This is a genomic window from Roseateles sp. P2_H4 (assembly GCF_056403315.1).
This window is the reverse complement of record NZ_JBFUFR010000007.1, coordinates 25,633-50,922: the sequence shown is the minus strand read 5'-3', so window position 1 is coordinate 50,922 and position 25,290 is coordinate 25,633. Positions and strand designations below refer to the sequence as shown.

At 69.8% G+C, this 25,290-nt stretch carries 29 protein-coding genes; 19 read left to right on the top strand and 10 right to left on the bottom strand.

The window, feature by feature from the left end; all coding sequences use genetic code 11:
- Positions 1-99: 99 nt before the first annotated feature.
- The gene (locus AC1DW3_RS07315) at positions 100-684 is read right to left on the bottom strand and encodes a LysE family translocator (RefSeq protein ID WP_477930038.1); all 585 of its coding nucleotides are present in this window, start codon (positions 682-684) and stop codon (positions 100-102) included.
- Between the two features lie 96 nt (positions 685-780).
- On the opposite strand from AC1DW3_RS07315, the gene AC1DW3_RS07310 reads away from it, so the two are divergent.
- From AC1DW3_RS07310 to AC1DW3_RS07280, 7 genes are all read left to right on the top strand, one after another.
- Positions 781-1,992 (top strand): PQQ-dependent sugar dehydrogenase, encoded by a 1,212-nt coding sequence (locus tag AC1DW3_RS07310; protein ID WP_477930036.1) that lies wholly within the window; start codon positions 781-783, stop codon positions 1,990-1,992.
- Between the two features lie 3 nt (positions 1,993-1,995).
- Positions 1,996-3,207, top strand: a complete 1,212-nt coding sequence (locus AC1DW3_RS07305; protein WP_477930034.1) for a helix-turn-helix domain-containing protein — start codon at positions 1,996-1,998, stop codon at positions 3,205-3,207.
- A gap of 34 nt (positions 3,208-3,241) precedes the next feature.
- Positions 3,242-3,886 (top strand): NHL repeat-containing protein, encoded by a 645-nt coding sequence (locus AC1DW3_RS07300; RefSeq protein WP_477930032.1) that lies wholly within the window; start codon positions 3,242-3,244, stop codon positions 3,884-3,886.
- Between the two features lie 80 nt (positions 3,887-3,966).
- On the top strand, positions 3,967-4,728 hold the full coding sequence (locus AC1DW3_RS07295) for a DUF899 domain-containing protein (protein ID WP_477930031.1): 762 nt from the start codon (positions 3,967-3,969) through the stop codon (positions 4,726-4,728).
- A gap of 5 nt (positions 4,729-4,733) precedes the next feature.
- Complete coding sequence (locus AC1DW3_RS07290; protein ID WP_477930029.1) at positions 4,734-5,291, top strand: hypothetical protein; 558 nt, start codon at positions 4,734-4,736, stop codon at positions 5,289-5,291.
- Positions 5,248-6,171, top strand: coding sequence for a serine O-acetyltransferase EpsC (gene epsC, locus AC1DW3_RS07285; RefSeq protein ID WP_477930027.1), 924 nt, complete (start codon positions 5,248-5,250; stop codon positions 6,169-6,171). Before AC1DW3_RS07290 ends, epsC begins: the two co-directional genes overlap by 44 nt.
- A gap of 36 nt (positions 6,172-6,207) precedes the next feature.
- The gene (locus AC1DW3_RS07280; RefSeq protein WP_477930025.1) at positions 6,208-6,600 is read left to right on the top strand and encodes a YybH family protein; all 393 of its coding nucleotides are present in this window, start codon (positions 6,208-6,210) and stop codon (positions 6,598-6,600) included.
- On the opposite strand, the gene AC1DW3_RS07275 is transcribed toward AC1DW3_RS07280, so the two are convergent.
- Positions 6,597-7,826, bottom strand: a complete 1,230-nt coding sequence (locus AC1DW3_RS07275; protein WP_477930023.1) for a potassium/proton antiporter — start codon at positions 7,824-7,826, stop codon at positions 6,597-6,599. The genes AC1DW3_RS07280 and AC1DW3_RS07275 overlap by 4 nt on opposite strands.
- Before the next feature lie 144 nt (positions 7,827-7,970).
- The gene (locus AC1DW3_RS07270; protein ID WP_477930021.1) at positions 7,971-9,113 is read right to left on the bottom strand and encodes a mechanosensitive ion channel family protein; all 1,143 of its coding nucleotides are present in this window, start codon (positions 9,111-9,113) and stop codon (positions 7,971-7,973) included.
- A gap of 209 nt (positions 9,114-9,322) precedes the next feature.
- On the opposite strand from AC1DW3_RS07270, the gene AC1DW3_RS07265 reads away from it, so the two are divergent.
- The 9 genes from AC1DW3_RS07265 (at position 9,323) to AC1DW3_RS07225 (ending at position 16,245) form a co-directional block, all read left to right on the top strand.
- Positions 9,323-9,598, top strand: a complete 276-nt coding sequence (locus AC1DW3_RS07265; protein WP_477930020.1) for a DUF2789 family protein — start codon at positions 9,323-9,325, stop codon at positions 9,596-9,598.
- Between the two features lie 2 nt (positions 9,599-9,600).
- Positions 9,601-10,551, top strand: a complete 951-nt coding sequence (locus AC1DW3_RS07260) for an extracellular catalytic domain type 1 short-chain-length polyhydroxyalkanoate depolymerase (protein WP_477930018.1) — start codon at positions 9,601-9,603, stop codon at positions 10,549-10,551.
- A gap of 56 nt (positions 10,552-10,607) precedes the next feature.
- On the top strand, positions 10,608-10,931 hold the full coding sequence (locus AC1DW3_RS07255) for an ArsR/SmtB family transcription factor (protein WP_477930016.1): 324 nt from the start codon (positions 10,608-10,610) through the stop codon (positions 10,929-10,931).
- Between the two features lie 7 nt (positions 10,932-10,938).
- Positions 10,939-11,442 (top strand): arsenate reductase ArsC, encoded by a 504-nt coding sequence (locus AC1DW3_RS07250; protein ID WP_477930014.1) that lies wholly within the window; start codon positions 10,939-10,941, stop codon positions 11,440-11,442.
- The gene (locus AC1DW3_RS07245) at positions 11,439-12,110 is read left to right on the top strand and encodes an aquaporin (RefSeq protein WP_477930012.1); all 672 of its coding nucleotides are present in this window, start codon (positions 11,439-11,441) and stop codon (positions 12,108-12,110) included. Before AC1DW3_RS07250 ends, AC1DW3_RS07245 begins: the two co-directional genes overlap by 4 nt.
- Positions 12,111-12,225: 115 nt before the next feature.
- Positions 12,226-12,717, top strand: coding sequence for a MarR family winged helix-turn-helix transcriptional regulator (locus AC1DW3_RS07240; protein ID WP_477930011.1), 492 nt, complete (start codon positions 12,226-12,228; stop codon positions 12,715-12,717).
- Complete coding sequence (arsN2, locus tag AC1DW3_RS07235) at positions 12,708-14,522, top strand: arsenic resistance N-acetyltransferase ArsN2 (protein WP_477930009.1); 1,815 nt, start codon at positions 12,708-12,710, stop codon at positions 14,520-14,522. The genes AC1DW3_RS07240 and arsN2 overlap by 10 nt, the downstream gene beginning before the upstream one ends.
- A gap of 2 nt (positions 14,523-14,524) precedes the next feature.
- Positions 14,525-15,712: an MFS transporter gene (locus tag AC1DW3_RS07230; RefSeq protein WP_477930007.1), complete on the top strand. Its 1,188-nt coding sequence runs from the start codon at positions 14,525-14,527 to the stop codon at positions 15,710-15,712.
- Entirely contained in the window at positions 15,709-16,245 is a 537-nt protein-coding gene (locus AC1DW3_RS07225) for an arsinothricin resistance N-acetyltransferase ArsN1 family B (RefSeq protein ID WP_477930005.1), read from the top strand. The genes AC1DW3_RS07230 and AC1DW3_RS07225 overlap by 4 nt, the downstream gene beginning before the upstream one ends.
- Here the strand turns inward: AC1DW3_RS07225 and AC1DW3_RS07220 are convergent.
- From AC1DW3_RS07220 to AC1DW3_RS07210, 3 genes are read right to left on the bottom strand one after another with little or no spacing between them, the layout of a single operon-like run.
- Positions 16,229-17,758: a tryptophan halogenase family protein gene (locus AC1DW3_RS07220; RefSeq protein WP_477930003.1), complete on the bottom strand. Its 1,530-nt coding sequence runs from the start codon at positions 17,756-17,758 to the stop codon at positions 16,229-16,231. The two genes, AC1DW3_RS07225 and AC1DW3_RS07220, sit on opposite strands and share 17 nt — an antisense overlap.
- Complete coding sequence (locus AC1DW3_RS07215; RefSeq protein WP_477930001.1) at positions 17,755-18,252, bottom strand: PIN domain-containing protein; 498 nt, start codon at positions 18,250-18,252, stop codon at positions 17,755-17,757. Before AC1DW3_RS07215 ends, AC1DW3_RS07220 begins: the two co-directional genes overlap by 4 nt.
- Entirely contained in the window at positions 18,252-18,500 is a 249-nt protein-coding gene (locus tag AC1DW3_RS07210; RefSeq protein WP_477929999.1) for a type II toxin-antitoxin system Phd/YefM family antitoxin, read from the bottom strand. Before AC1DW3_RS07210 ends, AC1DW3_RS07215 begins: the two co-directional genes overlap by 1 nt.
- A gap of 206 nt (positions 18,501-18,706) precedes the next feature.
- Between AC1DW3_RS07210 and AC1DW3_RS07205 the strand changes: the two genes are divergently transcribed.
- Together AC1DW3_RS07205 and AC1DW3_RS07200 are read left to right on the top strand one after the other, a co-directional pair.
- Positions 18,707-20,071: a cation:proton antiporter gene (locus AC1DW3_RS07205; protein WP_477929997.1), complete on the top strand. Its 1,365-nt coding sequence runs from the start codon at positions 18,707-18,709 to the stop codon at positions 20,069-20,071.
- A gap of 133 nt (positions 20,072-20,204) precedes the next feature.
- Positions 20,205-20,741: an HPP family protein gene (locus AC1DW3_RS07200; protein ID WP_477929995.1), complete on the top strand. Its 537-nt coding sequence runs from the start codon at positions 20,205-20,207 to the stop codon at positions 20,739-20,741.
- Here AC1DW3_RS07200 and AC1DW3_RS07195 read toward each other — a convergent pair.
- Positions 20,738-21,832: an alpha/beta fold hydrolase gene (locus AC1DW3_RS07195; protein WP_477929993.1), complete on the bottom strand. Its 1,095-nt coding sequence runs from the start codon at positions 21,830-21,832 to the stop codon at positions 20,738-20,740. The two genes, AC1DW3_RS07200 and AC1DW3_RS07195, sit on opposite strands and share 4 nt — an antisense overlap.
- A 39-nt stretch (positions 21,833-21,871) precedes the next feature.
- Here AC1DW3_RS07195 and AC1DW3_RS07190 point away from each other — a divergent pair, with 39 nt between their 5' ends.
- Complete coding sequence (locus AC1DW3_RS07190) at positions 21,872-22,360, top strand: DUF7482 domain-containing protein (RefSeq protein WP_477929991.1); 489 nt, start codon at positions 21,872-21,874, stop codon at positions 22,358-22,360.
- Here AC1DW3_RS07190 and AC1DW3_RS07185 read toward each other — a convergent pair.
- The 3 genes from AC1DW3_RS07185 to AC1DW3_RS07175 are packed head-to-tail and all read right to left on the bottom strand — an operon-like array spanning position 22,261 to position 25,289.
- Positions 22,261-23,481: an acyltransferase family protein gene (locus AC1DW3_RS07185; protein ID WP_477929989.1), complete on the bottom strand. Its 1,221-nt coding sequence runs from the start codon at positions 23,479-23,481 to the stop codon at positions 22,261-22,263. The two genes, AC1DW3_RS07190 and AC1DW3_RS07185, sit on opposite strands and share 100 nt — an antisense overlap.
- A 60-nt stretch (positions 23,482-23,541) precedes the next feature.
- On the bottom strand, positions 23,542-24,234 hold the full coding sequence (locus AC1DW3_RS07180; protein ID WP_477929987.1) for a LytR/AlgR family response regulator transcription factor: 693 nt from the start codon (positions 24,232-24,234) through the stop codon (positions 23,542-23,544).
- Positions 24,222-25,289, bottom strand: coding sequence for a sensor histidine kinase (locus AC1DW3_RS07175; protein ID WP_477929985.1), 1,068 nt, complete (start codon positions 25,287-25,289; stop codon positions 24,222-24,224). Before AC1DW3_RS07175 ends, AC1DW3_RS07180 begins: the two co-directional genes overlap by 13 nt.
- Position 25,290: the final 1 nt, after the last annotated feature.

Below are 25,290 nucleotides of genomic sequence, written 5' to 3'. Positions count from 1 at the left end.
TTGCTCGGCCTCGCTGGGGGCCAACCCCAGCTTCGCCTCACGCCTTGCTCGCGGACTTTTGTGTGGCAACGCATCCGATTCTCGCAGTGCTATCAGGCCCTACCGCATCAAAAGGAGGGCAAGCACGGCGAGGGAGACGGCCATCATCGTATTGAACACCCGCCGCCGCGCCGGGCTGGACAGGAAGCGCCCGATGCCGACGCCAAACAGCGCCCACATCGAGATGCAGGGAAAGCCGATGACCGCGCCGACGAGGCTGACGAAGAGCGCACCCGACGCCACGCTCCACTGCGTCGGCATGAATACCGACGCGATCGTCACCGCCTTCACCCAGCTCTTGGGGTTCACCGCCTGGAAGAGGGCCGCCTGCGAGAACTTCAGGCGCTCGGGCGGCCTGTCGGTCGCCGCCGGCGCGACCGCCAGCTTCCACGCCAGCCACAGCATGTAGAAGGTGCCGGCAAGCTTCAGTGCCTCATGCAGCACCGGCCAGGCGACGAACAGCGCGCCCAGGCCCATGCAGGTGACAAAGGTCTGCACCGCCCCGCCGGTGTTGATGCCCAGGATGGCCGGCAGCGTGCGCCGGTAGCCGTAGTGGGCGCCGTTGGCCACCAGCATCATGTTGTTCGGCCCCGGCGTGCCGGACATCAGGGCGCAATAGACCAGCAGGGGCAGCATCTCGTTCATGCCGGCATTGCAACGGCCGGCGGCGGTGGCGTGAAGCTACAGCACGGGGCACCGTGCGGCGTGCTGTATCAACGCGAGCACCGACACAATGAGCCCATGACCGCCCTCATCCGCCACGCCATCTGCGCCCTGGCCGCTCTGCTGAGCGCATCCGCTTGGGGCCAGCCGCCTGCCTACCGCACGCAAGGCCAATGCGACGGCCTGCCTGCCATCACGTCGCTGCAGGTCGCGCCCGAGTTCTGCCTGGCACTGGCCGCCTCCAACTTGGGCCGCCCGCGCGGCGTGCTGGCGCTGGGGCCCAACCACCTGCTCGTCACCGACATGGGCAACTGGAACCCCGGTCGTGGCCGCCTGCTCGAGCTGAAGCGCGAGCCGGGCAAGCCCTTCAAGGTCACGGTGCTGCTGAAGGGGCTGGATCGCCCGCATGGCCTGCGCAAGGACGCCGAAGGCCGGGTGCTGCTGGCCGAGACGCACCGCATCAGCCTGGTCGACATGAACCTGGCGCGGCTGCGGCCGATCATCACCGACCTGCCCGCCCAGGGGCGCCACCCGCTGAAGTCCTTCGCCGTCGATGCGGCCGGCGAATTCTTCGTCAACGTCGGCGCGCCGAGTGACCACTGCGAGGCCTTTGACGGCGTCGAGGCGGGCAGCGACAAGGGCTGCCCGCAGACCGGCGGCAAGGCGCCCTATGCAGCGGTCTGGAAGTTCACGCGCGGGCAGGGCGTCGCGCCGTCCTGGGAAGGCAAACCCTTTGCCTGGGGCCTGCGCAACTCCGTCGGCCTGGCCGTCCACCCCGACTCCGGTGAACTCTGGCAGGCCGAGAACAGCCGCGACACCCTGCCCGGCGACAAGTACGACAAGGCCGCGCCGCCCGACGAGCTGAACCGCGTCGAGGCCGGCAAGCACCATGGCTGGCCGCATTGCACCGGCACCGACGTACTGGACCGCAGCTACGGCGCCAGCAGTTGCCAGGACTTCACCGCGCCGGTGAAGCTGATACCGGCCCATGCCGCGCCGCTGGGCATGCTGTTCTACAAGAACGGCGGTCCGGCGAAATGGCAGGGCAGCCTCGTCATGGCATGGCACGGCTACCAGCCGAGCGGCCACCGCCTGATGGCCTGGCGCTTTGACGGCAAGAAGCACCAGCCCGTGGGCGAGCCGCTGCCGCTGATCGAAGGCTGGAATGCGCTGACGGGCAAACACCCCACGGGCGCGCCCACCGACGTCGACCAGGATGGCGATGGCCGGCTCTGGATCACCGAGGACCGCAACGGCGACCTGCTGCTGCTCGCGCCCAAGGCCAAGTAGACCGTGGACTCGCTGATCTCCGCCGCCGCCCGCGCCCTGGCCGCGGGTGACGCGCTGGCCGCCCTCAAGCGCGTGGCCCTGCGCGAGGACCCGCCGGCCCTGGCCCTGCGCGGCATCGCGATGGCCCAACTCGGCGAGCACGCCCGCGCTCGTGAATTGCTGAAACGCGCGGCACAAGGCTTTGGCACGCAGGAGGCGCTGGCGCAGGCGCGCTGCGTCGTCGCCGAGGCCGAGGTGGCGCTGGCGATGCGCGACTTCAGCGCCGCGCCGCGCGCGCTGGAGGCGGCCATGGTCACGCTCGAAGCCCGAGGCGACCCCACGAATGCGCTGCAGGCCCGGCTGATCGCGGTGCGGCGTCAGTTGCTGCTGGGCCGCCTCGACGCGGCCGGGGACTTGCTCGCACCGCTGGACGGCCAGGCCCTGCCGCCGCTGCCGGCCGCCGTGGCCGCCCTGGCTTCGGCCGAACTGGCGCTGCGCTCGCTGCGCATGCCCGAGGTGCACGCCGCCCTTGCTCGCGGCCGCGCCGCTGCCGCCCGCAGCGGCGTGCCGGCGCTGCAGGCCGAGGTGGCCGACGCGAGTGCGGTGCTGGACCGCACAGCTGCGCGCCGCCTGCGCGATGGGCAATGGCAGCCGCTGCGCCTGCCCGAGGTGGCCGCGCTGATGGACTCGGGCATCCTGGTCGTCGATGCCTGCCGCCACGCGCTGACTGCCACGGAACTGCGAGTGCCGCTGGCCCGCCGGCCCATCCTGTTCACGCTGTTGCGGGCGCTTGCCGAGGCCTGGCCGGCCGAGGCCGAGCGCGACACGCTGATCGAGCGCGCTTTTCGCATCCGCGAGGTCGACGAAACCCATCGAGCACGGCTGCGCGTCGAGATCGGGCGGCTGCGTGCCCTGGTCAAGTCCGTCGCCGGCATCGAGGCGACCTCACGCGGCTTCGCGCTGCGCGCGCCGGACGTGGCCGTGCTGGCGCCCCCGGTCGATGGCGAGGCCAGCGAGTTGCTGGCCCTGCTGTCCGACGGCGCGGCCTGGTCCACCTCGGCCCTGGCCCTGGCCCTGGATGCCAGCCAGCGCACCGTGCAGCGCGAGCTGGCCGAGCTGGAGGCCGCGGGCCGCGTGCGCGCCATCGGCCAGACCCGCTCGCGGCGCTGGCTGGCGCCGCCGCTGACCGGATTCACGACGATCTTGTTACTCCCCGCCGCGCTGCAGCTTGGCTAAGGTTCGCCCATAGCCAGCCAATAGGAGCAACCAGATGAGCATCCCCACCCAGCCCGCCGAGATCGTGCGCGAATACGGCCCCTTCGAAGGCGGCAAGAGCATCGCCGGCGTCACCCACGACGGCCAGCGCGTCTGGGCCGCCACCGGCACCGCCCTGGTCGCCTTCGACCCCGCCAGCGGCGAGGCCCAGCAGCGCATCGAGCGCCCCTGCGACGCCGGCACCGCCTTTGACGGCCACTACCTCTACCAGCTCGCCGAAGCCCGCATCGACAAGATCGACCCCGCCACCGGCAGCGTCGTCGCCTCCATTCCGGCACCCGGCCAGGGCGGCGACTCGGGCATGGCCTGGGCCGAGGGCAGCCTGTGGGTGGGCCAGCACCGCGGCCGCAAGATCCACCAGATCGACCCCGCCACCGGCGCCATCCAGCGCACCATCGAATCCAACCGCTTCGTGACGGGCGTGACCTGGGTCGACGGCGAGCTCTGGCATGGCACCTGGGAAGACGACGCCAGCGAGATCCGCCGCATCGACCCCAGCGACGGCAGCGTGCTCGAAAGCCTGCAGATGCCCCCGGGCACCAATGTCAGCGGCCTCGAATCCGACGGTGCCGACCTCTTCTATGCCGGCGGCGGCGGCACCGGAAAAGTCCGCGCCGTGCGCCGGCCCAAGCGCGCCTAACCCCTGATTCCCCTGAGCAGCACCGCACCCGAGCCCGGGTGGAGCCGCTGCATTGCCTTCGCCAACCCAAGGAGTCTTTGATGAACGCCCCTCTCCCCCACCCCGTCGTCACCCGCGATCTCTGGATCGCCGAGCGCAAGAACCTGCTCGCCCAGGAAAAGGAGCTGACCCAGCTGCGCGACCGCGTCGCCCAGGAACGCCGCGCCCTCCCCTGGGTACGCCTGGACGACAGCGCCTACGTCTTCGACACGCCGGACGGCCCGCGCAAGCTCAGCGAACTCTTCCAGGGCCGGCGCCAGCTGCTGGTGCAGCACTTCATGCTCGCCCCCGGCTGGGAGCAGGGCTGCAAGAGCTGCTCCTTCATGGCCGACCACCTCGACAGCATGGCGCCCCACCTGGCCCAGCGCGACATCACGCTGCTGGCGGTGTCGCGCGCGCCGCTGGCCGAGATCGAGGCCTTCAAGCGCCGCATGGGCTGGCAGTTCGCCTGGGCCTCGTCCAACGGCAATGACTTCAACCGCGACTTCCACGTCAGCTTCACGTCGGCGGACCGCGTCGACGGCGAGGTCTATTACAACTTCCACATGACGCCCTTCCCGCAGGAGGAGGCGCCCGGCATCAGCATCTTCTGCAAGGACGACGACGGCCAGGTCTTCCACACCTACTCGACCTTCGGCCGCGGCGTGGAAGTGATGATGGGCACCTACAACCTCATCGACCTGACGCCCAAGGGCCGCGACGAGGCCGGCTTGAGCTACACGATGGAGTGGGTCAGGCACCACGACCGCTACGCGTCGCAGGCCGCGGCGCCGGCAGCCTGCTGCGGCGGCCAGAAGGCCTGACGGCCATGAGCGCGGCGAACCTCTGGCCCTGGCTGGCCCTGGCCGGCGCGGGAGCGCTGCACGGCCTGAACCCGGCCACCGGCTGGGGACTGGCCGCCTGTGCGCAAGACACACGCCGCGCCTTGCTGCCGATCGCGCTCGGGCATGCCGCCGCCGTCGGCGGCGTGGCGGTGCTGGTGGCCCTGGGCGGGTCCATGGGCGGCTGGCAGCTGCTGTGCGGCCTGCTGTTGCTGCTGGCGCTGGCGCTGCGCCATGCCAAGGCCGGGATGGCACTGTGGTCCTGCCTGGTAGCCAGCGCCCATGGCAGCGGCATGATGCTGGTGCCGGCCCTGGTGCCCATCTGCCTGAGCGCCTCGCCGGCCAAGGAGATCACCGCCTCGGGCTCACTGCTGCTGGCGCTGGCGGCGGTGGCCGTGCACATGGCTGCCATGCTGGCCGTGACGGCAGCCCTGGCCCTCGTGGGGAGAAGGTGGATTTCTATACTGACCGCCCTTGCCCACCGCCTGCGCGGCGCCCGCCATGACCCAAGCCCCCACTCCTCCGTCAACGTCCGCGCCCGGTGATGAACTGCAGGCGGTCGTCGAGGCCCTGCGCAACGAACGCAGGCGCTGGCGCGACGCACACCGCCGCGGCGGCGACGGCCGCGAACTGCCGTCGCGCGAACTGCTGGCCGGCATGGTGCAGTGCCTGTCGGGCGCGCTGTTCCCGATGCGCCTGGGGCCGCCGACGCTGCAGCCCGAGCACGAGGACTTCTATGTCGGCCACACCCTCGGCGCGGCCATGACGACGCTGCGCCAGCAAGCCGCGCTGGAGCTGCGCCACGACGCCCGCCAGCGGGGTGACGACACGCCCAGCCAGGATGCCGCCGAGCTGGCCACGCGCTTCCTGCGCACCCTGCCCGGCGTGCGCGTGCTGCTGGACAGCGACGTGCTCGCCGCCTACCAGGGCGACCCGGCCGCACGCAGCGTGGACGAGGTGCTGCTCTGCTACCCCGGCGTGCGCGCGCTCATCAGCCACCGCCTGGCACATGAGCTCTACAAGCTCGGCCTGCCGCTGATCTCGCGCGTCATCGCCGAGCTGGCCCATGCCGACACCGGCATCGACATCCACCCCGGCGCCACGATAGGCAGCGGCTGTTTCATCGACCACGGCACCGGCGTCGTCATCGGCGAGACGGCCGTCATCGGCGAGCGGGTGCGCATTTATCAAAACGTGACGCTGGGCGCCAAGAGCTTCCCCACCGACGGCGACGGCAACCTCGTCAAGGGCCAGCCGCGCCACCCCATCGTCGAGGACGAGGCCGTCATCTACGCCGGCGCCACCGTCCTGGGCCGCGTCACCATCGGCCGCGGCGCCGTCATCGGCGGCAATGTCTGGCTGACGCGCAGCGTGGCAGCGGGCAGCCTGGTCACGCAGGCGGACTCGCTGGCCGGCACAACCTGAAACAGTGGGCAGCGCCTCGAGGGCTAAGGTGTCGCCATGAACAGCGATGAACGAGAGATTCGCGACCTCGTGGCGATCTGGATGAGTGCGACGCGCGATGGTGACGTGAACACGGTGCTCGGCCTGATGACGGACGATGCCGTCTTCTTGATACCGGGCCGCGCCCCCATGACGCGGACCGATTTCGCCAAGGCCGCCGAAGGCCAGGCCCGCGGCAAGGCGCCCAGGTTCGATGGGCACAGCGAGATCCTGGAGGTGCAGGTCATGGGCGACTGGGCCTTCATGCGCAGCCGCCTCAGCGTCACCGCCACACCGCCCGACGGTTCGCCGCCGACACGCCGCGAAGGCCACACGCTGACGCTGCTGCGCAAGGACGGCGGCCGGTGGAAGCTGGCGCGTGACGCCAACCTGCTGGCGCCCGTCGCCTAGCGCTGGCGCTGATCGAGCCCCAGCCAGCGTGCCAGCGGCGCCAGCGTCGGCCCCTGCACCAGCAGCGACAGCAGCACGACGACGAAGGCCACGTCGAAGAAGCGCCAGCCATTCGGCAGGCCGGCCAGCACCGGGTAGGTGGCCAGCACGATGGGCACGGCGCCGCGCAGGCCAGACCAGGCGACGAAGCATTGCGAGCGCCAGCCAAAGCCCAGCGGCGCCAGGCACAGCACCACCGCGGCGGGCCGTGCGACCAACATCAGACCGGCGGCCAGCAGCAGGGCCGGGCCGATCAGGCGCAAGACCTCATGCGGCGTGACGAGCAGGCCCAGCAGCAGGAACAGCACCGCCTGGGCCAGCCAGGTGTAGCCGTTCAGCCCGGGCAGGCTCATCGTCGCCACGCGCTCGGCGCGGTGGCGCACCAGCAGGCCGGCCACGTAGACGGCCAGGAAGCCCGAGCCGCCGCAACGGTTGGTGACGGCAAAGAGCAGAAAGCCCAGCGCCGCCATCAGCAGCGCGGCCAGACCGTCGTGGTCGTCGGTGATGGGCAGCTTGCCCACCCACCAGGCAGCCAGCAGGCCGCCCAGGCCACCCGCCAGCAACCCCAGACCGAGCTGTTCGCCCAGCAGGGGCAGCAGGTCGAGCAGGCTGCTCACCTGTGCGTCTCCGGCTTGGCCGAAGGGTGTCAGCCAGGTGATCAGGCCGATGGTCAGCACCATGGCCATGGGATCGTTCAGCGCCGACTCGACCTCGATGGTGGCCGCCAGGCGCGGTTCCAGGTTCAACTTGCTCGCGCTGAACTGTGCAAACACGGCGGAAGCATCGGTGGACGACACGGCTGCGCCCAGCAGCAGGCCCTCGGTCCAGGGCATGTCCAGCACCAGCCTGGCGATGCCGGCGACGATGCCGGCCGTGATGGCCACGCCCACCGTGGCCAGCAGGCTGGCCGGCAGCATGGCGCGGCGCACTTCGCTCCAGCGCGTGCGCAGGCCGCCGTCGAACAGGATCAGCGCCAGGGCCAGGTTGCCGACATTGACGGCCAGGCGGTGGTCGTCGAAGGGCAGGCCCAGCGGCCCGTCCACGCCGGTCAGCATGCCGACCGCCATGAAGATGAGCAGATGCGACAGACCCAGGCGGTGGGTGTAGAGGGCGCCGGCGATGGCGACGAGAACGAGCGCCGCAACGGCCGCCGTCAGCAACTCGGGGCCGGCGGCGCTGTGGATCACGCCAGCAATCCGAAGCTTGCGGGCCGAGCGCCGGGCCGCTCCCTAGCCGGCCCGCTCAGGCGATGTGCTTGCCGGTCGAACCGGCAAGCATCGCCGTCCCCTCGGGGGACCGGCCAAGGTAAGCCTAGGACGAGGGGCTTCATTTCAGCCGGCGGCGGCGGGGACGATGTCGGGGGCGTCCGGCGACGAGCCCTTGCGCGTTGGTGCCGGGCCGGCCTGAGCCTGCAGACCCACGACATTCACCGTGTTGGTCGCGAACGCGAGCCGGATGCCGCGCTGCTGCAACTCACGCATCAACGCGAGGTTCAGCATCTGCTGGTGGTCCATATAGACGTCGTAGCTCGGGTCCTTGACGCGGTAGACCACCTCGAAGTTCAACGAACTCTCGCCAAAGCCCTTGAAGTGGGCGCGCACCAGTTCGAGCTTGGGGTCGGCCTCGATCAGGGCCTTGACCAGCGGCGGCACGGCGGCGGCGTCATCGGCGGAGGCATCGGACGTGATGCCAAAAGTGAAGGCCACGCGACGCGTCTGCAGGCGCTTGAAGTTGGCCACCGTGCGTTTGAGCAGTTCGGCGTTGGACATGACGATCTGCTCGCCGCCCAGGCTGCGGATGCGCGTCGTCTTCAGGCCGACGCGCTCCACCGTGCCAGTGACGTCGCCGACGGTGATGGAGTCACCCACCTCGAAGGGCTTGTCCACGGCGATGGCCAGCGACGCGAACAGGTCGCTGAGGATGTTCTGCACGGCAAGAGCCAGCGCGATGCCGCCGATGCCCAGGGACGCGACGAAGGCCGTGATGTTGACGCCGAGGTTGGACAGCACGGCCAGCACCACGACGACCCACAGCGCACCCCGCAGGCCCCAGCTGAGCAGCGTGGCGGAGGCCGACAGCGCGGCGGTGCCGCCATGGCGCTGCTGCTGGGCGGTGAGTACCTGGGCCACCGCCTGCTGGGCCCACAGGCCGAGCTGCAGGGCCACGACGGCGAACCACAGCTGCGACACGCGGTCGTGCCAGCGGTCGTCCAGCGGCAGCATGTTGAGGCCCACGAGCAGGCCGACCACCCAGATCAGCGCGCCATTGGTGCGCTCCAGCACGCTGACGAGGCCGTCGTCCAGCGTGCTGCTGGTGTGTTGCGACAGCTTGCGCAGCCTTTGCACGACGAAGCGCAGGCCGATCTTGATGACGACGATGGTCAGGGCGCCGGCCAGCACGGCAGGCAGCACTTCGGTCCAGCCCACGTCGGGCCATGCGGCCTGCATGCGTTCAACGAAATCATTCCAGGTCATCGTCGACCTCCATCGAATCTGCTCATCCCCTGACGCTAGGCGACTGCAGCCCGCGAGTCTGTCAGCCGGCGGCAGCCAGGGCTGTGGGCCTTGGCTGACAGGGCCGCCAGGCATTGACGGCGCGTCGGCTGACACCGGCGTGGAGCGTCGCCATCTAAGGTCTGAGTCTCACGGTCCCCGCTGTGAAACCCTTTGAAAGAGGATGTGCCATGGACACCACCACCCACCATGACCTGCCTGCGCTGTTCTGCCAGCTCGGCCTGCCGGATTCACCCGCCGAAATCAGGCAATTCATCCGCCTGCACCGGCCGCTGCCGCAGACGCTCAACCTGTCGGAGGCGCCGTTCTGGAATGCCAGCCAGGTCGCCTTCATCCGCGAACAGTGGCAGCAGGACGATGGCGACTGGTGCGGGCAGATCGACCAGCTCAACGCCCTGCTGCGAGAGCATCCGGACCCTTCCGAACTGACGCAAGCAGCCGCTTGAGCATGAAGCAGCCCTCCTGGTCGGCGCTGTTCAACCGCAACGCCGCCCTGTTCAAGCAGGCGGTCCAGCCGCTGCGCGAGCGTCACCGGCCGCCGTCCGGTGGGGGCAGCTGGCTGATGGGCCTGGTGATGGCGCCCGATGGACCGCGCCGCTACTACCTGTTCCGGCCCGCCGGCGTGCGCTTTGGCGAGCGGCTGCCGCTGCTCGTCATGCTGCATGGCTGCCACCAGGATGCCAAGAGCTTCGCCGACAGCACGCGCATGAACGCCGTCGCCACGCGGGAGCGTTTCCTGGTGCTCTATCCCGAGCAGCCACGGCTGTGCAATGCCCAGGGCTGCTGGAACTGGTTCGAGACCCAGTCGGGCCGTGCCTTCGCGGAAGCCGCCTGGATCATGAAGGCCGTCGACCAGACCTGCGTGCTGTTCGCGGCCGACCGCGAGCGCATCGCCGTGGCCGGGCTGTCGGCCGGTGCCAGCATGGCGGCCCTGCTGGCCACGCGCTACCCGGATCGTTTCAAGGCCCTGGTCATGCACTCGGGCGTGCCGCCTGGGGCCGCGAGCACGCCGACATCGGCCATCCGCGCGATGCAGGGCTGGCGCCAGCCGCTGCCGACCGGCGCGGCGCAGGACTGGCCGCCGCTGATGGTCATCCACGGCGATGCGGACCGCATCGTGTCGGCCCGCAATGCCGGCTCGGCGGCACTGATGTGGTCCGAGGCCGCCGGCGCGCAGCAGGAGGCACCACAGGAACAGCGCCGCGGCAAGCGCTACCCCATGCGGGTGACGCAGTACAAGCGCTCGCGCGAGGTGGTTGCCACGCTGGTGGAGGTCGACCGCCTGGGCCACGCCTGGAGCGGTGGCGCCGCGCGCCAGCGCTTCAGCGACGCCAATGGGCCGGATGCGTCGCGCATGGTCTGGCGCTTTGTCGCGCGGCAGTTCGACAACCCGCACTGAGCCCCTTCAACCCTTGCCGCTTGCGCGCTGTCCATTAATTCGATAATAATGGAATTATGGATGAACAACTCGTCGTCAAAGCCCTCGCCGCGCTGGCACAGCCCATGCGCCTGCAGGTGTTCCGCGCCCTCGTCGTCGTCGGCGACGCCGGCCTGACGCCCGGCGCCATCCAGGAAGGTCTGGGCGTGGCGCCGGCCACGTTGTCCTTCCATCTGAAGGAACTGGTCAACGCCGGCCTGGTGACCCAGGAGCGCGCCAGCCGCAACCTGATCTATCGCGCCCACTACGAGCAGATGAATTCACTGCTGGGCTATCTGACCGAGAACTGCTGCCAGGGCGCCGCCTGCGCCCTGCCGAGCGGCACGGCAGCCTGCTGCTGAGATCACCATGACCACCCACGTCCTCATCCTGTGCACCCACAACTCCGCGCGCAGCGTCCTCGGCGAAGGCATGCTCAACCACTGGGCGAAGAAGCTCGGTCGCGACGTGCAGGCCCACAGTGCCGGCAGCGCCCCGAGTGGCCGCATCAATCCTTTCGCCCTCGAGGCGCTGCAGAACGCCGGCGTCGACACGGCGGGTTACCGCAGCAAGAGCTGGGACGAGTTCAGCCAGGACGGCGCGCCGCCCTTGTCCATCGTCATCACCGTCTGCGACAGCGCGGCGGCCGAACAATGCCCAGTGTTCTTTGGCGGCAATGGCCAGCCCGTGAAGGTGCACTGGGGCTACCCGGACCCGTCCAACGCGGAAGGCGGTGATGAAGGCAAGCGCCGCGCCTTCGAACTGACGCGCCAGGCCATCGGCTACCGCATGCTGCAGCTGCTTCAGCTGCCTTTGGCCACGCTGAGCAGGGCCGAGCTGCAGCAGGCCCTCGTCGGGATCTCGCAAGCATGAGCCTGCCCCGCCAACTCTTCGCCGAAGGCCTGGGCACGGCCGGGCTGCTGGCTGTCGTCATCGGGTCGGGCGTCATGGCCGACCGCCTGTCGGGCGGCAATGTCGCCCTCGCGCTGCTGGCCAACACGCTGGCCACCGTCGGCGGCCTGTATGTGCTGATCGAGGTCTTCGGTCCCGTCAGCGGCGCCCACTTCAATCCGGCGGTCAGTGCGGTCATGGCCTGGCGCGGCGAGCTGGCGGTGTCGGCCCTGCTGCCCTATGTCGCCGCGCAACTGATGGGCGCCATGCTGGGCGCCTGGCTGGCGCACGCGATGTTCGACATGAGCGTGCTGCAGTTCTCGTCCAAGCTGCGCACCGGCACGGGCCAGTGGATCGCGGAAGGGGTCGCGACCTTCGGCCTGGTGCTCGTCATCCTGCGCGCGCCGGGCTCGCGCGTGGCGGCCATGGTGGCGGCCTACATCGGCGCGGCCTACTGGTTCACCGCGTCGACCTCCTTCGCCAACCCGGCCGCCGTGTTCGGCCGCATGTTCAGCGACAGCTTCGCCGGCATCGCGCCGGCCAGCGCGCCGGGCTTTGTCATCGCCGAACTGATGGGTGCCGCGTTGGCGGTGGCGGTCAACCGCGTGCTGTCCAGCGCCACCGAGGTGACGAGCCGACACGCGGCCTGACCGTGACCTGAACGTGCGGGGCCTCGAGCCCCGCCTTTTTGACCGATGTAGTTGCTATTGACAACGAGTAATAGGGGCCTGAACATGCGACCAGATAGTTGCTACACACATCCAAATGACCGAGTCCGCCCCCGGCAGCCTGTTGCGCGAAGTGGCGCGTCTGTACACCCGCGCCCAGCGCGTCGTGGCCGACTGCTGCCGCACCACCAGCACGCAGTGCCATCTGTTGACCGAGCTGGGGCGCTCCGGGCCACTGCCCTTGTCGGAACTCGGCACACGGGTCAGCCTGGAGAAGAGCTGGGTGTCGCGTGCCGTGGAGGCCATGGCAGCCCGTGGTTGGGTGAGCAAGGAGCCGAACCCGCTCGACGCAAGGAGCTGGCTCGTCACGCTCACCGCCGACGGCGAGCGCACCGTCCGTGAGCTGAACCAGACCCTCGACGACCACGCCCAGCAGCTGCTGGCGTCCTTGAGCGAGCGCGAGCGCGCCGCCGTCGAGACCTCTTTGCTGACGCTCCTGAAGGCCTTGCGCGAAGACCCGGCCGCGACCTGCTGCCTGCCGCCCCAAGCCCTGAGGGAGCCCACCCAGGATTCCAAATCATGCTGTTGAACGACACCCTCTCCCTGCGCCAGGCCGGCGCCGCCGACTGGCCGGCCGTTGAAGCCCTGCTGCTGGCGAACAAGCTGCCCACCGAGGGCGCACAGGGCCATCTGTCCACCTATCTGCTCGCCACACAGGGCGGTGAAGTCGTCGGCTGCGCCGGCGCCGAGGTGTATGGCCATGTCGCCGGAACCATCGCGCTCGTGCGCTCAGTGGCGATAGCGCCCGGGCTGCACAAGCAGGGCATCGGCCGGCTGCTCGTCGAGCGGCTGCTGCAGGAAGCCCGTTCGCGAGACATCGCGGCTCTGTACCTGCTGACGGTGACGGCGCCCGAGTACTTTGCGCAATACGGCTTCAAGCGCATGAAGATCGAAGACGTGCCGGCGGCGCTCAAGGCCTCGGCCGAATTCCAGGGCGCCTGCCCGGCCTGCGCGGCGCTGATGACGCTGGTGCTGCGCGAGGCGCCCGTTGCCGACGGCGCGTTGCCGGTCGCCGTGCTCGGCGCCGGTCCGGTCGGCCTGGCGGCTGTCGCTCAGTTGATCGAACGAGGCCTGCCCTTCGTCGCGCTGGAGGCCGGTGCGGTGGTCGGCGCGAATCTCGTCGACTACGGCCATGTGCAGCTGTTCTCGCCCTGGCAGTTCGACGTCGACGCCGCGATGGCACGCCTGCTGGCGCCCACCGGCTGGACGGCGCCACCGGCGGCCGAGCTGCCCCAGGCCGGCGAGGTGGTCGAGCGCGTGCTCAAGCCGTTTGCCGCCCTGCCGCAGGTGGCCACGTCGTTGAAGCTGGGCGCACGCGTCGTGGCCGTCAGCCGCGAGGGCTTTGACAAGGTCAAGAGCGCCGGCCGCGATCAAGCCGCTTTCCTCGTGCGCTATGAGCAGCACGGTCAATTGCACGAACTGCGCGCCCGCGCCGTCATCGACGCGACGGGCACCTGGAACCAACCCAACCCGGTCGGCGCCAACGGCCTGCAGGCCATCGGCGAAGCCGAGGCGCGGGCGCAGATCTTCTACGGCATCCCCGACGTGATGGGCGCGCTGCGCGAGCGCTACGAGGGCCGCCGCACCCTCGTCGTCGGCGCCGGCCACTCGGCGGCGAACGCGCTGCTGTCGCTGGCCGAACTGGCCCGGCAGTCGCCCGGCACGCAGCTGGCCTGGGCGGTGCGTGCACCGTCACTGCAGCGCGTGTTCGGTGGCGGCGATGCGGACGCCTTGCCCGCCCGCGGCGCACTGGGTGCGTCGCTGCGCCGGCTGCGTGACGGCGGCGCGCTGGAGTTCTTCAGCGGCCTGCGCATCACGCGCATCGAGCGCATGGGCGGGCAACTGCGCGTGCACGGGCTGGATGCGCAGCAGCAGCCCGTGGTCGTCGACGGCATCGACGAGATCGTCTGCGCGACCGGCCAGCGGCCCGACCTGGCCCTCACCAGCGAGCTGCGCCTGAAGCTCGATCCGTGGCTGGAATCGACCGAGGCGCTGGGCCCGCTGATCGATCCCAATCTGCACAGCTGCGGCACGGTGCGCCCGCATGGCCACCGCGAGCTGGCCCACCCGGAGCCGGGCTTCTACACGCTGGGCGTCAAGAGCTATGGCCGCGCCCCCACCTTCCTGATGGCCACCGGCTTCGAGCAGGCGCGCTCGGTGGTTGCCGCCATCGCGGGCGACCTGATGGCGGCGGCCCGTGTCGAGCTGGAGCTGCCGGAGACGGGTGTCTGCTCGGCCCCCGTCGATGCGCCCAAGAAGGGTTGCGGACCGAGCGGCTGCGCACCCCGGCCCGCCGTCGAAGCAGAACCGCGGGCCTCCCGCTGCTGCGGCTGACGATGGGCAACAGCCGCGTCCGCGTCGTCACCACACTGGGCATCGCCCAGACCCTGGCCTGGGCTTCGTCCTATTACCTGCCGGCCCTGCTGGCGCGGCCGATGGCGGCCGAATTGGCCGTGGACGAACCCACCGTGTTCGCGGCCTTCTCGGTGGCCCTGGTCGTGTCGGCCCTGGTGGGGCCGCATTCGGGTCGGCGCATCGACCGCTGGGGCGGCCGGTCGGTGCTGATGGCCACCAGCGGCCTGTTCGCACTGGGCCTGGCCTCCATGGCCCTGGCCAGCGGCCCCAGGGGTCTGTTCGCGGCCTGGCTGGTGATGGGCGTCGCGATGGGCGGCGGGTTGTATGAAGCGGCGTTCGCATCGCTGGTGCGGCTTTACGGCCAGGAAGCGCGCGGCCCCATCACCGGCATCACCTTGATCGCCGGCTTTGCGAGCACGGTGGGCTGGCCGCTGACGGCGGCGCTGGAGCACGCCTTCGGCTGGCGCGGCGCCTGCTGGGCCTGGGCGGGGCTGCACCTCCTCATCGGCCTGCCGCTCAATGCCTGGCTACCGCGCGCGCTGCCCACCCCCGTCGCGGCCGCCACCGGCGCGGCGGCAGACGCGTCGGGCAAGCCGCCGGCGCTGACGGCGGCGCTGCTGGCCTGGGTGTTCGCGGTCAGCTGGTTCATCAGCACGGCCATGGCCGCCCATCTGCCGCGGCTGCTGGCTGCAGTGGGCGCGGCGCCCACGGCTGTCATCCTCGTCAGCGCCCTCGTCGGGCCTGCCCAGGTCGCCGGGCGTCTGCTGGAGTTCGGCCTGCTGAGGCATCTGCATCCCCTGCATTCCGCCCGCGCCGCGGCCTTGATGCACCCGCTCGGCGCGGCCCTGCTGGCGCTGCTGGGCGCCCCCGCCGTCGCCGCCTTTGCGCTGCTGCATGGCGCGGGCAACGGCATCCTGACGATTGCCAAGGGCACGCTGCCGCTGGCGCTGTTCGGCGCGCAAGGCTATGGGCAGCGACAGGGCCTGCTGGTGCTGCCCGCGCGCCTGGCGCAGGCGCTCTCGCCCTGGCTGTTCGGCCTGCTGCTGGCCGGTTTCGGCACGCGCGTGCTGTGGTTTTCCGCCGCCCTGGGCCTGAGCGCGCTGGCGGCCCTGCTGCTGATCCGGGCGCCGGCCCGCACCCTTGCTGAACCCGTGGAGACGCCCTCTTGAAGATCCGCACCGCCACCTCCGACGACGCCGCGGCCGTCGCCGCCATCTACGGCCCCATCGTGCAGCACACGACGATCTCCTTCGAGACCGAGCCACCCGATGCGGCCGAGATGCGCTCGCGCATCGAGAAGACGCTGCCCGCCCTGCCGTGGCTGGTGGCCGAGGACAGCGAGGGCGCCGTCTGCGGCTATGCCTACGCGAGCAAGCACCGCGAGCGCGCCGCCTATCAATGGTCGGTCGACACCACCGTCTATGTGCGCGAGGACGCGCGCGGCCAGGGCGTGGGCCGGGCGCTGTACGAGAAGCTGCTGCCGCTGCTGGCCGAGCTGGGCTACTTCCAGGCCTTCGCCGGTGTCGCACTGCCGAACGCGGGCAGCGTGGGCCTGCACGAGGCGGTGGGTTTCGAGCCCTTGGGGGTCTATCGCAACGTCGGCTTCAAGAACGGCGAGTGGCGCGACGTGGGCTGGTGGCAGAAGTCGCTCAGGCCGCTGGACACGCCCTCGGCACTGCAGGCCTTCAGCGCCCCGCGTTGATCTGCTGGATCAGCGCCCTGTGGCTGGGCAGGTCGGCGATGGCGCGGTCGGCAAAACGCTGGATCTTGGCGAAGAGCTTGTCGGCGTCCGCCATCTGCGGGAAGTCGCTGCGGCCGGCGCTGAGGTCGGTCGCGAAGCCCATGCCGTAGAGGATGTACTGGTAGTTGAAGAAGGCGAAGGTCTCGGTGTCGAGCACGAAGTCGAAGCGGCCCGGCGGGCGCAGCCGCCATTCCTCCAGCAGGCCGGCCAGGCGGTCCGGGATGGTGGAAGGCTGGGCGTTGTCGCGCCAGAAGGGTTCCTGGCGCTGGCTCAGGCAGTAATGCAGCTTCAGGAAGTTGATGATGTTCTCGAAGCGCGCCGTCATCAGCTCGTTGAAGCGCCGCGCCGGCGCGTGGATGGGGCCGCTGTGCGGCAGCATCTCGGCGATCATGCCGACGGCCGCTTCGATGAGGACCAGGCCGGTGGCCTCCAGCGGCTCCAGGAAGCCGGCCGACAGTCCGACGGCGATGCAGTTCTTCACCCACTGCTGCTCGCGATAGCCGGGCGTGAAGGGGATGCTGCGCACGCCCAGGTCTTCGTGGCCGGCGCCGCAGTAGGCGCGCAGGATGTCGGCGGCGCGGTCGTCGCTGAGGTGGTCGCTGGAGTAGACGCACCCGATGCCGCGCGCACCGTTCAGGCCGATCTCCCACAGCCAGCCGGCCTCGTGGGCGGTGGCGATGGTGCTGCTCTCCATCGTCGCGTTGGCATCCAGCGGCACCTTGCAGGCCAGGGCGCGGTCGACGAAGAGCTGGTGGCGGACGGACTTGAAGTTCGAGCCCAGGGCCCGGCCGATCAACTCGGCGCGGAAGCCCGTGCAGTCGATATAAAGCTCCGCCTCGAAGCGGCCCTGCTGGGCGGTGTCGAGGTGGGCGATGGAGCCCGTTGCATCCAGCGACACGTCCGTCACCGTGCCCTGCACATGGCGCACACCGAGTTCGCGGGCGCGCTCGGCCAGCAGCTTGGCGAGCTTCAGCGCATCGAAGTGATAGGCGTAGTTCAGCGGCGCCGCATAGGGCGCCTCGCCGGCCCGCTTGGGTGCGCGATGCGCCTCGGCGACGCGCACCTGCAGCGTCATGGCCTCGGCGAAGGGCATGCGCCCGGCCTCGTCCTGCAGCAGCCAGTAGGGCACCAGGTTGAGGTCCTCCGTGTAGAAGGGCGCCTCGAAGGGATGGAAGAACTGCTGATGCTGGCCCGCCGTGGGCGTGCGCGCCCAGTCGACGAAGCGGATGCCCTGCTTCAGCGTCGCCGAGGTCTCGCGGATGAAGCGCGCCTCGTCGATGCCCAGGAACTGCAGCGTGCTGCGGATGGTGGGGAAGGTGCCTTCGCCGACGCCGACGCTGCTGATGTCGGGCGACTCCAGCACCGTCACTTCGAGATGGGGGCGCTCGGACAGCTTCAGGGCCTTGGCCAGGTAGGCAGCGGTCAGCCAGCCGGCGGTGCCGCCGCCGACGATGAGGATGCGTCGCTTGTTCATGCTCTCGTATAGAGGTTCTTCAGCCACTGGTGGCCGGTCTGGGCACCGTGGGCCCAGTCCTCGTCCTCTTCGCTGGGCTGGGCGATATAGCCGGAGGGGTTGAGCAGCTTGACGCGGCCGACGCGGAAGGCCGACACGCGATGCGTGACGAAGGTCAGGCCATGCTCCAACGCCGTCGCAGCCAGCAAGCCGTCGCGCGTGTTGGCATAGGGCAGCTGGGCGCGGCGGCGCACGACAGCCGCGTCCACCGGCAGCACACGGCCTTCGAAGGCAGGCAGCACGCGGTTGTCGATCCAGTCCCGCACGACCAGGCCGGCAGCACGGTCCTTGCGGCCGAGGCGAGCGGCGGCGTTCTCGATCTCCAGCAGGTTCAGCGCCGACATGAAGAGTTTCTGCCGAGGCAGGCCGGCGGCCCAGGCGGCCAGGCCCGCATCGGACTGGCCGGCCTTGGCCTTGCGAAGTTCCAGGACGATGCCGGTGTCGAGCAGGAACATCAGAGGCTTTCCCTGTGATCCCAGGCACCGTCCGCCGCCGCATCGGCCGCGTCGATGGCCAGCGTCTCGGGCATGGCCAGCAGCTCCAGGATGCTCTCGCCCTCGCCGCTCAGGCGGCGGTACTCGCCGATGCTCATCAGCACATGGGTGGGCTGACCGCGGTCGGTGATCAGCACCGGCTCGACTTGGGCGGCCCGCTTGGCGAGGCTGACGTCGCGATTGAACTCGCGGCTGGTGAGGAGCTTCATGGCGCTGCCAATGTACCTACGTACCTTCAATCGCGCAATTGGGATGTAGGTACATAGGCTCGGATCGGTTCAACCCAATGGACACCTGAAACGCGGCTGGCAAAGTGTTCTGCACGGTGAATGCGCTTTCACCAAAAGAGGCAGACAACGCTGTACAAAACCGCGAGACGGTGCGTGGCAGCGACAAGAAATCTAGAGGAACAGCCATGGAATTCGATCTTCTTGCCATCCTGGGCGACGTGTTCGCCAAGCATGGCCCCGCTGCGGCCGCAGCCGCCAAGACCTACGCGCCGGGCGACTTCAGCATCCACTTCTTCCTGCAGCTGGCCATCATCCTGCTGGCTTGCCGCATCGTCGGATGGTTCGGCAGCAAGTTCCTCGGGCAGCCCCAGGTCGTCGGCGAAATGATCGCGGGCGTGCTCCTTGGCCCGTCGTTGTTCGGCCTGCTGGCGCCCGAAACCCAGGCCGCCATCTTTCCCAAGGAGATGAAGAACGTCCTGTACACCGGCGCGCAGCTCGGCGTGGGCCTGTACATGTTCCTCGTCGGCACGACTTTGCGGCTGGATCACTTCGCGACCAAGGCCAAGAGCGCCATTGGCGTGTCGGTGGCCGGCATCACCGCACCCTTCTTCATCGCCTTCCTGATCACGCCACTGCTCCTGCAGGTGCCTGGGCTGTTCGCCGAAGGCATCTCAACGACCAATGCGACCCTCTTCATGGGTGCCTGCATCGCCCTGACGGCCTTCCCGATGCTGGCCCGCATCATCAACGAACGCGGCTTGGCCAACACGTCGCTCGGCACCTTGTCGCTGACGGCCGGCGCCTTCGACGACGCCGTGTCCTGGTGCGTGCTGGCGCTGGTGCTGGCTGCCTTCGGCGCGGGCCCGGGCGTTGCGGTGCTGGCCATCGGCGGCGGCGTCATCTATGCCGCCTTCATCATGCTGTTCGGTCGCAAGCTGCTGGCACCGCTGGGCCGCATCGTCGAGCGCGAGGGCGAGATGAGCACCACGGTGCTGGGCATCACGATGGCGCTCTTCTGCCTGTCGGCCTTCATCATGGACGCCGTCGGCATCCACGCCATCTTCGGCGGATTCATCCTCGGCGCCGTCATGCCGCGCGGCCTGTTCGCCACCGAGCTGAAGAAGAAGGTCGAGCCCCTGGCCGTGATCCTGCTGCTGCCGATGTTCTTCACCTACTCCGGCCTGAACACGCGCCTGGACATGATCAATTCGGTCCAGCTGCTGCTGATCGCGCTGGGCGTGCTGGTGGCCTCGGTGCTGGCCAAGTTCGGTGCCTGCTACCTGGCGGCCCGCATGGCGGGTGAAGACAACCGCACGGCGCTGGGCATCGGCGCGCTGATGAACTCGCGCGGCCTGATGGAGCTCATCATCATCAACATCGGCCTGCAGAAGGGCATCATCGGCCCGGCCCTGTTCTCGATGCTGGTGCTGATGGCGGTGGTAACCACCATGATGGCCACGCCCGTGTTCGAGCTGGTCTACGGCCGCAAGGCCCGCGCCTCGGGCGAGCTGGACGCCGTCCCGGGCAGCACCGCCGCCCGCCCCGCCTGATCCCGGTCTCCACGCCGCCGCAGTGAGGTGTCGGCGGCGTTTGCAGGGGGCGTGGCCGCTGGCCTGCCCCCGTTTTTTTTGCCGCGGTCCGGCGTGATCCTTGCTAGATCTGCCAGACCTGCCGAGGACATCCATGAGCGAGCTTGCATCCGGCGTCGTGGCACGGCCCTCCGAGCCGGCGCCCATCGCCCGTCGGCCCAGCCAGGCGCCGAGCTACAGCCTGCGCAGCGGCGTCGTCGCCTGTGCCGGCGTCTTCGCCATCATCGGCGTGCTGGCCTTTGCCTCCTACAACCTGGGTTGGCTGCTGCTGCTGGGCTCCTTCGGCTCCAGTGCGGTGATGGTCTTCACCTTCCCGGAGCTGCACTTCTCGCAGCCCCGCAGCCTGGTCGGCGGCCATGTCATCTGTACGGCGGTGGGCCTGGGCGTGCTGGCGCTGTTCGGCCCGAGCTGGTGGTCGCTGGCCTTGGCCACCGCCGTGTCGGTGGCCTTGATGATGCTGACGCGCACCCTGCACCCACCCGCCGGCTCGAATCCCGTCATCGTCTTCCTGGTCGCACCGAAGTGGAGCTTCCTGCTCTTCCCGACGCTGTTCGGTGCACTGACCATGGTCGTTGTCGCGGTGCTCTACCACCGCGCCTGTCGGCGAACCTACCCGCTCTACTGGCGTTAGCGCGCCGCCAGCGGCCGCACATGCTCGACGAGGGCGACCAGGAACTTGCCCGGCTCCTCGTGCGGCGCCAGGTGCGCCGAGTGCTCGAACCAGACCAGCTTCTTTGACGGCGCCTTCAGCTGGGCCAGCCAGGGCTCGATGACCGAGGCCGGCGTCGTCAGGTCGTGGCGACCCAGGAACATCAGCACCGGGAAGCGCGTGGCGCGGATCTGCGTGTGGTCGGCCCGCTTCATGTCGGGCAGCAGCGCCGGCACGCACAGCTGGCCGCCCTGGTCGATGGCCAGGCGGTCCTCGAACTCGTAATAGGGCGACAGCCGCGCGGCGCGGAAGTAGAAATTGGCGTTGTCGCGGTAGGCCGCCAGGCCGCCATAGGCCTGCACCCACCGACGCGCGACATTGACCTTGGCGAAGGGGATGTCGCCCTCGCCCGGATAGGGTGCGATGGCTTCGAGTTCAGCCAGGGCGGTCACGTCCTTGCGCCGACGCGCCTCGGCCAGCAGGCCCTCGTACTGCGCGCGCTCGTTGGCCTGCAGATTCATCAGGGGCCCGACGCCGACATAGGCGCTGACCCACTCCGGCTTCGTCATGGCCGCATCCAGCCCGATGACATTGCCCCAGGAATGGCCCAGCAGGATGACGCGCTCGACCTTGAGGCGCTGGCGCACCAGGGCCATCAGTTCAATCAGGTCCTTGGCCATGCGCTCGCGCGTCAGCTCGGCGGTATTGGCGGCTTCACCGCCGGAACGCAGCGTCTTGGCCGTGCCGCGCTGGTCCCACTGCACGACGGTGAAGAAGTCCTCCCAGCCGCGCTGGTAGGGCCAGCTGCGCCCCATCTCGGCCGCACCCGGTCCGCCATGCACATAGATGAGCACCGGGTTGGCGCGGTCGGCGCCGCGGATGGTGATCCACTGCTTGAGCCCGCCCAGCTCGACGGCCTCGCTGACCTCGATGGCGTTGGGCGCCACGAGGCGCTGCTGGTCGGCAATCATGGGCCGCACGGCGATATAGGCGGGCTCGACGGGCGGCGGCTCGACAGCCCAGGCCAGGCTCGCAAAAAACAGCAGCGCGGCGGGCAGGAATTTCTCGATCATGGCGGGTCAGCTTTGAACGGGCGGCGCACCATAGCACCCATGAACAACCGCCACTGGCTTCTGCTCCCCGCCCTGCTTTGCGCCTGCGCTTCCGGCATCACGCTGCCGCGCGAGCAGGCCTGGGTGGACGGCAAGCGCGTCGAGTACGTGACGACGGACATCTCCGATGCAGCCATGGCCGCGCAGGCCGGCATCAACCACGTGCCACGCCTGGCCGGCGCCGTCGGTGCAGGCTCGGCCTCGCTGACGGAGCGTGTCTACAAGTTCGCCGACGGCGCGCAGGTCAGCGTCTTCGCCTCCGGCCCTGCGGCCGTCGGCGCGGCGCGGCCGGACCCGAACTACAGCCCGCTGTGGCGGCTGGTGCTGGTGCACTGGAAGCCGGGCAAATCACGGCACGAGCTGCGCTCCGAGGAAGCACTACTGGGCGCTCAGGCCTCGGGCGAGGTCGAGTTCGACGTGACCGGCATCGTCGTCAACTGCCCCATCACGCGCGGCGTGGACGGTGTCGCCTTGCGCGGCGTGCGCTGAATGCCCACCAGCAGGGCCAGGCCCGGCACGCGGCGCAGCAAGAGATAGGCCGCGCCGCTGACGATGCCGGTCAGTGCGATCAGCAGCACGGCTTCCAAGCCCCAGGGCATGGCCAGCGGCTTCAGCCACTGGCTGAGCACGACGATGACGCTTTGGTGCAGGATGTAGAGGCAGAACACCGCCTTGCTCGCCTCGCGCAGCAACGGCGACTCACGGGTGAAGGCGCGCTGAGCCCAGCCGCAGGCGGCGACGATGGCAAACCAGGTCAGCGAGCCGCGCAGCGTGCGGGCGGCGGTCAGGATGGCATCGCTGGGCGTCACCTCGGCATATTGCTGATTGAAGACCAACAGCACCGCCCAGCCCGCCAGCGAGACGCCGAGGGCCACCCAACGCAGCCGCAATGCCGCGGCCCAGAAGCCTTGGGCCAGCGGCGTGCGGCTGGCCCAGCCGATGGCGAACAGCCAGCCGTACTGCAGATGGTTGTAGAGGTCGTGCACCAGGTCGTGCTCGATGGGGAACAGCGGCTTGATGAAGATACGCATCAACGCCAGCGGCACGGCGGGCAGCAACAGCCAGGCCCAGGTCGGCAGCTTCAGTTCGCGGGAGACGGTGACGAAGCGCGCCACCAGCGCACCGAGCACCGCGTACAGCCACAGATAGGGCAGGAACCACAGATGGTTCCAGGTCGGCATGCTCATGCAGTCGTTGCCGCGGCAGGCTTTGCCGGCGGTCAGATAGAAGCGCCAGAAATCCAGGTAGCCGCCGTCCCCCGGCAGCACGTCGGGCGCCTTGGTCAACACCTCGAAGTAAGCCTGCGGCGTGACGATGACGACCATGCCGAAGATCAGCGGCAGCAGCAGGCGCAGCGAGCGGTCCTTCAGCGTGCCCAGCATGCCGCGCTTGGCGAACAGCCCTTGGCAGGCCGCGCCAGCGATCAGGAACAGCAGGCCCAGGCGCCACGGCGAGCTGAGCTGCATGAAGGGCTCGAGGGCGCTGCTGGCCGCCGCGCTCTTCACATGCCAGTCCCAGGTCACGTAGTACATGCCGACGTGATAAGGGATCAGCAGCGCGAAGGCGGCGACGCGCAGGCCGTCGAGGAAGGGCAGGCGGTTTGTGTTCATGGCCGCCAGCTTCGCGGCCGGGCTCGCGCGGCGCGAGGGCGCCGGGGCGAGTAGTGGGATTTATGGGGCGAACGCGTCCAACACCGCGCGATAACCGCGCGACACGCGCAGCGTGTCTCCGCTGGCAAGTGTCAGGACCGCCTCGCCAGTCGGGAGACGCTCGATGCGCTGAACATGGGCCATGTTGACCGCATGGCTGCGGTGCACGCGCAGGAAGCGCGCCGCCCAGCCCGGGCGCTCCAGCGCGTCGGCCAGCGTCGCGCGCTCCAGCAGGCTGCGCGGCGGCAGGTGCAGCTCGATGTAGTTGTCGGCGGCCGAGATCCAGTGCACCTCGGAAAGCCGGATGCGCTCGCCCTCCACCCACCATTCACCGACCGGCGCCGCGGGTCGCGCCAGCAGCTCGCGCACCCGCGCCAGCGCCGCGCTCAGGCGCTCGGCCGTGTAGGGCTTGAGCAGATAGTCCAGCGCCGCCAGCTCGAAGGCCCGCAGCGCGTGTTCGGCGTGCGCCGTCGAGAAGACGATGCAGCGCACACCGGCCTCGCGCAGGGCGGCACCCAGTTGCACGCCATTGCCACCGGGCATCTCGATGTCGAGCAGGGCGAGATCGGGCGGCGCCGGCAGCGAGCGCACCAGGGCGAGGGCCGCCGGCGCGTCGTTCGCCTCCAGCAGTTCGGCGATGTCGACCTCGGCCGCGAGCAGGCGCCGCAGCTTGGACCGCGCAGCCGGCTCGTCGTCGACGATCAGCACCCGCATGGCAGCTCCACCGTCAGGCTCATGCCGGCGCCATCGGGCCCGAAGCCGACGCTGGCCGCATCGCCATAGCGCCCCGCCAGCCGCTCTCGCAGATTGCGCAGGCCCAGGCCTCCCTCGGGATCGGGCGGCGACTCGGGCACCGGTGTGTCGCCATGGTTGCTGACGCTCAGATGCAGGCGCTCGCCGATGCGCTTGGCGACGACGCTGACCGTCACGCGGCCACGGTGCCGCGCCACGTCATGCTTGACCGCGTTCTCCACCGGCGCCAGCAGCAGCAGGGCCGGCAGCCGGCAGTCCGCGGCGGCCGCGTCCGCCTCGATCTGCACCACCAGTCGCTCGGCGCCAAAGCGCGCCTGCATCAGCTCGAGAAACGGTTGCACCAGGGCCAGCTCCTCGCGCACCGTGTGCTCGGCGCGCTGCTGGGCCGCCAGGGTCTGGCGCAGCAGGTCGGCGAGCTGGCACAGCAGCCGGTCGGCACGCGCCACGTCCTCGTACATCACCGACGAGATCAGGTTCAGCGTGTTGAACAGGAAATGAGGCTGCACCTGGTCGGCCAGGCGCGCCAGGCGCACCTCGGCCAGCTCGCGGCGGGCGCGGTCCAGCTCCTGCGCCCGCGCGGCAGCGGCCTGGGCCATCCAGACGCCGCGTGAGATCAGGCAGAAGCTCAGATAGCTGACCGCGTCCTTGCCACCCTCATAGACCAGCACCGTGGCCAGATCGTCGGGGTGGTAGCCCGCGCCGGCCAACGCATAGACCGCGAAGCGCAGGCCGAACATGCCGGCAATGTGCAGCAGGCTGAACAGCGGCATCGCGACCGCGTGCGCTGCCAGCTGCTGCGGCCAGGGTCGGCCCCGCAACTGGCCCAGCAGGGCATGCACGCCCAGGGCCAGCAGGCCGATGACGATGACGGAGCTGAACTCCCACAGGAAGGGCTCCCAGGGCTGGTTGCCACCCGAGAGGCGGTAGGACTGCAGCGCGGAAATGCTCAGCAGCAGGCCGATGATGGCCAGCACGGCGAAATAGGGCAGGCGCCAGCGGCGCGGCAGGATCGACATG

What these genes read in the sequence shown, in the direction of transcription:
- AC1DW3_RS07180 (WP_477929987.1), bottom strand. Translation starts at nt 24,234, where the DNA reads ATGCGGGTGCTGATCGTCGACGACGAGCCGGCTGCGCGGTCCAAGCTG.
- AC1DW3_RS07265 (WP_477930020.1), top strand. Translation starts at nt 9,323, where the DNA reads ATGGACACCACCACCCACCATGACCTGCCTGCGCTGTTCTGCCAGCTC.
- arsN2 (WP_477930009.1), top strand. Translation starts at nt 12,708, where the DNA reads ATGCTGTTGAACGACACCCTCTCCCTGCGCCAGGCCGGCGCCGCCGAC.
- AC1DW3_RS07250 (WP_477930014.1), top strand. Translation starts at nt 10,939, where the DNA reads ATGACCACCCACGTCCTCATCCTGTGCACCCACAACTCCGCGCGCAGC.
- AC1DW3_RS07280 (WP_477930025.1), top strand. Translation starts at nt 6,208, where the DNA reads ATGAACAGCGATGAACGAGAGATTCGCGACCTCGTGGCGATCTGGATG.
- AC1DW3_RS07205 (WP_477929997.1), top strand. Translation starts at nt 18,707, where the DNA reads ATGGAATTCGATCTTCTTGCCATCCTGGGCGACGTGTTCGCCAAGCAT.
- AC1DW3_RS07295 (WP_477930031.1), top strand. Translation starts at nt 3,967, where the DNA reads ATGAACGCCCCTCTCCCCCACCCCGTCGTCACCCGCGATCTCTGGATC.
- AC1DW3_RS07310 (WP_477930036.1), top strand. Translation starts at nt 781, where the DNA reads ATGACCGCCCTCATCCGCCACGCCATCTGCGCCCTGGCCGCTCTGCTG.
- AC1DW3_RS07270 (WP_477930021.1), bottom strand. Translation starts at nt 9,113, where the DNA reads ATGACCTGGAATGATTTCGTTGAACGCATGCAGGCCGCATGGCCCGAC.
- AC1DW3_RS07245 (WP_477930012.1), top strand. Translation starts at nt 11,439, where the DNA reads ATGAGCCTGCCCCGCCAACTCTTCGCCGAAGGCCTGGGCACGGCCGGG.
- AC1DW3_RS07210 (WP_477929999.1), bottom strand. Translation starts at nt 18,500, where the DNA reads ATGAAGCTCCTCACCAGCCGCGAGTTCAATCGCGACGTCAGCCTCGCC.
- AC1DW3_RS07230 (WP_477930007.1), top strand. Translation starts at nt 14,525, where the DNA reads ATGGGCAACAGCCGCGTCCGCGTCGTCACCACACTGGGCATCGCCCAG.
- AC1DW3_RS07215 (WP_477930001.1), bottom strand. Translation starts at nt 18,252, where the DNA reads ATGTTCCTGCTCGACACCGGCATCGTCCTGGAACTTCGCAAGGCCAAG.
- AC1DW3_RS07200 (WP_477929995.1), top strand. Translation starts at nt 20,205, where the DNA reads ATGAGCGAGCTTGCATCCGGCGTCGTGGCACGGCCCTCCGAGCCGGCG.
- AC1DW3_RS07255 (WP_477930016.1), top strand. Translation starts at nt 10,608, where the DNA reads ATGGATGAACAACTCGTCGTCAAAGCCCTCGCCGCGCTGGCACAGCCC.
- AC1DW3_RS07290 (WP_477930029.1), top strand. Translation starts at nt 4,734, where the DNA reads ATGAGCGCGGCGAACCTCTGGCCCTGGCTGGCCCTGGCCGGCGCGGGA.
- AC1DW3_RS07185 (WP_477929989.1), bottom strand. Translation starts at nt 23,481, where the DNA reads ATGAACACAAACCGCCTGCCCTTCCTCGACGGCCTGCGCGTCGCCGCC.
- AC1DW3_RS07240 (WP_477930011.1), top strand. Translation starts at nt 12,226, where the DNA reads ATGACCGAGTCCGCCCCCGGCAGCCTGTTGCGCGAAGTGGCGCGTCTG.
- AC1DW3_RS07300 (WP_477930032.1), top strand. Translation starts at nt 3,242, where the DNA reads ATGAGCATCCCCACCCAGCCCGCCGAGATCGTGCGCGAATACGGCCCC.
- AC1DW3_RS07315 (WP_477930038.1), bottom strand. Translation starts at nt 684, where the DNA reads ATGAACGAGATGCTGCCCCTGCTGGTCTATTGCGCCCTGATGTCCGGC.
- AC1DW3_RS07195 (WP_477929993.1), bottom strand. Translation starts at nt 21,832, where the DNA reads ATGATCGAGAAATTCCTGCCCGCCGCGCTGCTGTTTTTTGCGAGCCTG.
- AC1DW3_RS07220 (WP_477930003.1), bottom strand. Translation starts at nt 17,758, where the DNA reads ATGAACAAGCGACGCATCCTCATCGTCGGCGGCGGCACCGCCGGCTGG.
- AC1DW3_RS07175 (WP_477929985.1), bottom strand. Translation starts at nt 25,289, where the DNA reads ATGTCGATCCTGCCGCGCCGCTGGCGCCTGCCCTATTTCGCCGTGCTG.
- AC1DW3_RS07260 (WP_477930018.1), top strand. Translation starts at nt 9,601, where the DNA reads ATGAAGCAGCCCTCCTGGTCGGCGCTGTTCAACCGCAACGCCGCCCTG.
- AC1DW3_RS07190 (WP_477929991.1), top strand. Translation starts at nt 21,872, where the DNA reads ATGAACAACCGCCACTGGCTTCTGCTCCCCGCCCTGCTTTGCGCCTGC.
- epsC (WP_477930027.1), top strand. Translation starts at nt 5,248, where the DNA reads ATGACCCAAGCCCCCACTCCTCCGTCAACGTCCGCGCCCGGTGATGAA.